General features: G+C 72.9%; 6 protein-coding genes. All 6 read right to left on the bottom strand.

What is annotated here, in order from left to right; translation table 11 throughout:
- Window positions 1–36: 36 nt before the first annotated feature.
- Complete coding sequence (locus tag PV721_RS40170) at window positions 37–828, bottom strand: 2OG-Fe(II) oxygenase (protein WP_319733335.1); 792 nt, start codon at window positions 826–828, stop codon at window positions 37–39.
- 28 nt (window positions 829–856) lie between these two features.
- On the bottom strand, window positions 857–1,411 hold the full coding sequence (locus tag PV721_RS40165; protein ID WP_319733333.1) for a methylated-DNA--[protein]-cysteine S-methyltransferase: 555 nt from the start codon (window positions 1,409–1,411) through the stop codon (window positions 857–859).
- A gap of 207 nt (window positions 1,412–1,618) precedes the next feature.
- Window positions 1,619–2,890 (bottom strand): MFS transporter, encoded by a 1,272-nt coding sequence (locus tag PV721_RS40160; protein ID WP_319733331.1) that lies wholly within the window; start codon window positions 2,888–2,890, stop codon window positions 1,619–1,621.
- 147 nt (window positions 2,891–3,037) lie between these two features.
- Window positions 3,038–4,714 carry an NAD(P)/FAD-dependent oxidoreductase gene (locus PV721_RS40155; protein ID WP_319733329.1) on the bottom strand — a complete coding sequence of 559 codons (1,677 nt, stop codon included), beginning with the start codon at window positions 4,712–4,714 and terminating at the stop codon, window positions 3,038–3,040.
- 180 nt (window positions 4,715–4,894) lie between these two features.
- On the bottom strand, window positions 4,895–5,332 hold the full coding sequence (locus PV721_RS40150) for a DUF6069 family protein (protein WP_319733327.1): 438 nt from the start codon (window positions 5,330–5,332) through the stop codon (window positions 4,895–4,897).
- An 88-nt stretch (window positions 5,333–5,420) separates the two neighbouring features.
- Window positions 5,421–6,080 (bottom strand): TetR/AcrR family transcriptional regulator (locus PV721_RS40145; RefSeq protein ID WP_319733325.1); only part of this gene is annotated, 660 nt, incomplete at its 5' end.

The following is a 6,080-nucleotide window of genomic DNA, read 5'->3' as shown; positions in this document are numbered from 1 at the left end:
GTAGGGGGCACGGCGGGAAGGTGCGCAGGGGGGCGGCTACCGGGCGTCGTGGAAGATGACGCCCAGCACGTGGCGCTGCCCGCTGGTCACGGAGCTCACCCCGTGCCGCAGGGTCACCCGGCTCCAGCCGCGCACCGAGCGCACCGGACGGTGGTTGACCGTGAAGATCATTCCCTGGCCCTGTCCGGGCCTCTTGACGAGCGGGCGGGACTGGGCGCGCGGGCGCTGCTCGACGAAGACGCTCTCGCCGCCGGTGAAGTCCTCGTCCGGCCGGTCGAGCATGATCGCCACCTGGAGCGGGAAGGTCAGGTCGCCGTAGACGTCCTGGTGCAGGCAGTTGTAGCCGCCCCGCTCGTACCGGAGCATCAGCGGCGTCGGGCGGTGCTGCCCGGCAGCCGCGCACGCCGCGATCAGTCCGTCGAAGTCGGGGGGGAACGCCGGCTGCCCCAGGCGCCGCGCCCAGTCGTTGGCGATCCGGGCGAGCGGCGGGTACAGCTGCTCCCGCAGGTTCTGCACGAGCTCGGGCAGCGGGTGGGAGAAGTAGCGGTAGAGGCCCTCGCCGAAACGGTGCCGCGCCATCGTCACCGTGCTGCGGAACGCGGTGGGGTCGTCGAAGAGCTCCCGCAGGTTCGCGCACTGCTCGGCCGTCAGTAGCGGCGGGGTCAACGCCACTCCCTCCGCGTCCAGTTCGGCGGCCAGCGCCCGCCAGTCGAGGTGCTCCGGGGCCGGCGCGCCGCCCTTCGCCGGCGCGCCTTCCGGGGCGTACGTGGTGGAGAGCGGGCCGGGCAGGTCGAAGCCCGGAAGCTGCGGTGGCTCGTAGACGCTCACGTGCTCTGCTTTCTGTGGCGGGGGAGGGTCAGTGCGCGGGCCGTGCGCCGGCCGCTTCGAGGGCGAGCAGATCGCGCTTGGCCTCCGGCCCTCCCGCGTACCCGCTGAGACTGCCCGTGGAGCCGATGATCCGGTGGCAGGGCAGCACCACGCACAGCGGATTCGTGCCCAGCGCCGTGCCGACGGCCCGCGCGGCTCGGGGCCGGTCGAGCGCCTGGGCCAGCTGCCCGTAGGTCGCGGTCCGCCCGTAGGGGACGAACTCGGCGAGCATCAGATTGGTGCGCCGGCTGAACGGGGTGGCCAGTCGCAGGTCCACCGGTACGGAGAATTCGCGGCGCCCGCCGCTCAGGTAGGCGTCGATCTGCTCCCGGGCCTCGTCCAGCACCTTGAGCCCGGGCGCTCCCGCTTCTCCCGGCTCCACCGGGCTCAGTCCCGCCCGGCTCAGCCGCTCCGCCGCCGTCTCCGCCGTGCCGTAGCAGCACAGCACGAGCGCGTCGTCCGTCGCTGCCAGCACGAGCGACCCCACGCGCGTGGCATGGAACGCCACCGTGGCGACGCCGGTGGCAGGGCTGGTGGTCGGCATGGCACGACTCCTTCGTTCGTCAGATCTTCGTTCAGCACGCTCGCGTCCCGCTCGGGAAACCCACGGTGCGGCCGACGGTAGAAACACCGTCTCCGTGCGAACAGTTGCGAAACGATGCGCGCCGCTGCCGCCGGCTTCCTCGGCGGCCCCCGCGCGGTGCCGGCTCCGCAAACGCAAAAAGGCCCCCCTGACCTGCGTTTTCACAGGTCAGGGGGGATTTGATGAGCGGCTGGGCTCATGGATCAGGTGGGCGGGACGCGGTGGCTCGGTGCCGTCGCGCCGGCGCAGGTGCACGGCCAGCACCGCCAGCGCCGCGGCCAGCGAGACCAGGCCTCCGACGGAGAGGCTTACGCGGGCTCCCCAGCGCTCGGCGACCCAGCCGAGGAGCAGCGCTCCGACCGGCGTGGTGCCCTGGAGGATGAGTGCGTAGAGGGCCATGACGCGACCGCGGAACTGCGGATCGCTGCCGAGCTGGATCCGGTGGTTGGTCGCTTGCGCGAAGGTGATCGTCGCGAACCCGGTGGCCGCCAGCATGATCAGCGCGACGGGGAAGGTGGGGGCCAGCGCGGTCAGCGTCTCCAGCAGTCCGAAGGCGACGGCCGCCGCGACGACCAGGGCGGCGGACGGCCTGCCGCGGCGGGCCGTGGTGGCGAAGGCGGCGAGCAGCGAGCCCGCCGCCAACGCGCTGGCCAGCAGCCCGAACGAGGCGGAGTCCGCGTGGAACACCGTCTTCGCGAGGAGCGGCAGGGTGAGCTGGAAGTTGAATCCGAACATGCCGATGACGGCGACGAGAACCATGGGGAGCAACAGGTCCGGCCGGCTCCCGACGTAGCGGAGCCCGTCCACGATGCGGGTGTCGCGCGGCGTGGAGTCGCCGCGATGGAGCTCGGACGGCCGCATCAACAGCAGGCTGATCACCGTGGCCAGATAGCTGACCGCGTTGAGCAGAACGACCGGCCCGGTGCCGAAGCCGCTGATGAGCACGCCTGCAAGAGCGGGTCCCACCACGCGTGCCGCGTTGAAGTAGGCGGCGCTCAGCGCGGACGCGTTGGGCAACAGCGCGCCGCCGACCATCTCGCTGACGAACGAGAGCCGGGTGGGCACTTCGACGGCGTTGACCATGCCGAGGGCCAGGGCGAACAGGTAGACGTGCCACAGCTCGGCGCCCGGGAGGAGGACCGCCAGGGCCAGCAGCAGGGAGAGGACGCCCGACGCGATGTTCGCGGAGATCAGGAGAACGCGCTTGTCGTGCCGGTCGGCGAGCCTTCCGCCGTACAGGGTGAGCAGCAGCATCGGGGAGAACTGCAACGCCGTGACCACTCCCAGCGCGGTGCCCGAGTCCCCGGACAGGGACAGGACCAGCCAGTCCTGGGCGACGATCATCATCCAGGTGCAGGTGACGGACAGCAGCTGGCCGGCCGCGAAGAGCCGGAAGTTGCGTACGGACAGGGCCTCGAAGGTGTGTCTGAGTCGGTTCACTTCCCCACCAGGGCGATCATTGAGGCTCCTCGTTCGGCCGGGTCGGCGGCTGCGCACCGTCCGCCTGCTCCACCAACATGGTCTTGGCCGGTCCGCGTTCTCGCAGTACGGGCGCGCGGAAGCGCACGGCGCCGCAGGGGCGGGGGGTCAGCCGATCCTGGCCAGTCCGCGGGCGTCGCGCCGCCGGGCTCCGCGGGAGACGGCCAGCGGGTCCCAGTCCGCGGCGCGCGCCGGGAGCAGGTCCGGGTCGCCGAGGACCGCGCCCCGGTGGACCTCGGGGAGCAGCCGGCGTTCCAGGATCTGCGCGGCGCAGGCCATGCCGCTGACGGCGGCGCCCGCGATGCCGCTGCCGTACCGGGTGCTGGCGCCCACCACGTGCAGCCCCTCGATGGTGCTGCGGGTGTCGGGGCGGCTGCCCGCGGTGCCCCACCGGGCCAGCCCGTAGGGGGTTCCCCCGGTCGCGAGGGTGTACCGCTCGTGCGTGAGGGGCGTCGCCGTCTCCAGGTGCACGATGTGGTCGCGCAGCGGGCCCAGCGCGGTCTCCGCCGCGCTCAGGATGGACTCGGTCAGCTGGGCCTTGCGCTGCTGGTAGTCGTGGTTGCGCCGGTAGCGCTCGCCGGCCGCCGGACCGGTGCTCGCGCCCCAGTACGCGTAACCGGGCGGGCACAGCGTCATCACCTGGAGGTTGCTGTGGCCCGGCGGGCAGACGTTGCGGGCGCCCGGGTCCTTCAGGGAGGCGAAGGAGACGAAGAGGAAGGGCACCGGGTCGGCGCGCTCCTCCGCCAGCCGCCGGTAGGCGGTCTCGATGTCGTCGTCCCGGAACCACCACAGATTGGCGTTCGGGCGCTCGGGCAGCTCCCGGTCGAGGGCGAGGTAGAGCGTGGCGAACGGCAGCGCCATCCGCGCCTGCCGGGTCTTGTCCGCCGTGCGCCGGCCGAGGTGTTCCTCGCCGACGAGTTCGAGGACGGTCCGGGAGTAGTCCGCGTTCGACACCACCAGGGGGGCCTTGAGGAGTTCGCCGTCCGTCGTCCCCACGCCGGTGACCCGGCCGCCCTCGACGAGGATGCGCTCCACCCGGCACCTGGTCCGCAGCTCGCCGCCGTGCGCCTCCAGCGCCTCGACCAGCGTCGCCGGCAGTACCTGGCCGCCGCCCTCCGGGTAGTAGGCGCCCCGGAGGTAGTGGTCCGTGACGGCGGCGTGCCGGGAGACGACGGCCTCGTGCGGACCCATGCCGTAGTTGGGCGACTGGGCGGCCAGTACGGTCCGGACGCGGGCCGGGAGCCCGCAGTGGTCGAAGAGCTCGGCGAGCGTACGGCGGCCCCAGCGGACCGTGACCGAGGTACGGGACAGCAGCTCGGTGCCGGTCAGATCGCCGTCCGACAGCATCAGGAAGCGGGCCTCCGCCGCGACGTCGGCGCAGATGCCGGTGAACCGGGCGATGCCCTCCGCGTACTGCGGGAACGCCCGCGTGAGCCGCTCCGTGTACCGCTCCCAGCCCACCGGGACGTCCAGGGTGAGGCCCGGCAGGGCGATCCGGTCGAAGCCGTCCCGGTCCATCTCCCGGTAGGTGATGCGGCCGGCGAGACCGAGTCCGGAGAAGATCGCGGGGAGCACCCCGTCCGGGCCGCAGTCGCCCAGGTAGTGGACGCCGACGTCGAACTCGTAGGCCCGGCGGCGGCGGAAGACGTGGCTGTTGCCGCCCGCCACGTCGTGCTGTTCGAGCACGAGCACGCGGCGGCCGGAGGCGGCCAGATAGGCGGCGCACACCAGGCCGCCCATGCCGCTGCCGACGACGATGGCGTCCCACTCGTCCTGCTTCACCATGCGGGTCAACCGTCCTCTTCTCGCGGTTCGCGGTGCGTGCTCGGCCGGGACCGTCCCGGGGTCTTGCGGAGGGAGTGGGCGGCCTCCTCGTCCTGCGGGCGGTGTCCCGGGTCCCCTCCCGTACGACGACGGCCCTTCCGGACCGGGTCCGGAAGGGCCGTCAGGCTCGGCTGTGGCGGCTCACGCCCGGGAGCGGCGGACCGCCTCGAGGGCGGCGATCGCGATGCCGCCGACGAGCAGGTGCATCACCGCGATCGTGATCGCGGTGCCGCCGTCGGTCTCCAGCGTCAGCGGACCCACGAGGCTGATGAGCGTCGTGGCGGCGGCCAGGATCTGGGCCACCCTCAGGAAGCCCGGCTTCCACCGTGCGAGCAGGACGGCGGCGGTGACGCCCACCGCCGGCGCGAGCACGGACATGATGATCACGTCGGCCGCGCCGATCTCGTCCGGCTTGCCGTTGAGCTCCAGGACCAGCGAGGCTCCGGCGGCGTCGCCGATGAGCAGGACGATCACGTTGGCGACCGCGGCGATGACCGCGGCGCCGGCCACGGCCTGCCAGGCGGGCAGCCCGCGTCGGCCCTGGGCGGTGTGGGTGGCGGCGGGGTTCGTACTGGCCATGGGGCCCTCCGGATGTCGTGTCGCACCGGGGACGGGACGTGACCGCCCCCGGTGCGGTGGTCGATGCGGTGCCCGACGCCCGAAGGTGTCAGACGCCCAGACGCGCCGCGATGCCGTCGAGGACGCAGTCCAGGCCGGTCTCGAACTGCCACTGCAGGTCGTCCTTGCGGGTGGCCTCGCCGATGTAGCGGTTGTACTTCGGGTAGCGGCCGGTGTTCATGAGCCAGGCCATCTGGGACGCGAGTCCCGCGCGGGCCTCCTCGCGGCTCGACCAGCCCCGTACGCGCAGCATCTGCGTCAGGCCGATCTCCAGGTCGACGGCGCCGTGCACGTACGCGGTGACGGTGCTGCAGACCGCCATCGCCGTGTCGGCGTCGAGACCGACGCCGTCGAGCGCGGCGAGCGCGCTCTCCGGCACCGCCAGCTGATTGGGGGTCGGCGCGCCCCAGCTCATCCGGGCCACCCAGGGGTGGGACAGGAGCACCTCGCGGATGCGCAGGGCGAGCGTCCGCATGGCCTCCCGCCAGTCGGCGTCGCCGTCCGGGAGTTCCAGCTCCCCGTAGACGAAGTCGACCATGAGCTCCAGGAGCTCATCCTTCCCCGAGACGTAGCGGTACGCGGCCATGGGAGCGACGCCCAGCTCGGTGGCCAGGCGGCGCATGGTCACGGCGTCGATGCCCTCGGCGTCGGCGATCCCGACCGCGGCCGCGGCGATCCGGTCGGGGGTGAGCGTCACGCGGGGGGCGGG

It is taken from the genome of Streptomyces sp. MB09-01, from assembly GCF_033794505.1.
Taxonomy (GTDB): domain Bacteria; phylum Actinomycetota; class Actinomycetes; order Streptomycetales; family Streptomycetaceae; genus Streptomyces.
This window is presented reverse-complemented; position numbering and strand designations above follow the sequence as displayed.

Coding starts and splice junctions, on each gene's coding strand:
- PV721_RS40165 (WP_319733333.1), bottom strand. CDS start 1,411: ATGCCGACCACCAGCCCTGCCACCGGCGTCGCCACGGTGGCGTTCCAT.
- PV721_RS40155 (WP_319733329.1), bottom strand. CDS start 4,714: ATGGTGAAGCAGGACGAGTGGGACGCCATCGTCGTCGGCAGCGGCATG.
- PV721_RS40150 (WP_319733327.1), bottom strand. CDS start 5,332: ATGGCCAGTACGAACCCCGCCGCCACCCACACCGCCCAGGGCCGACGC.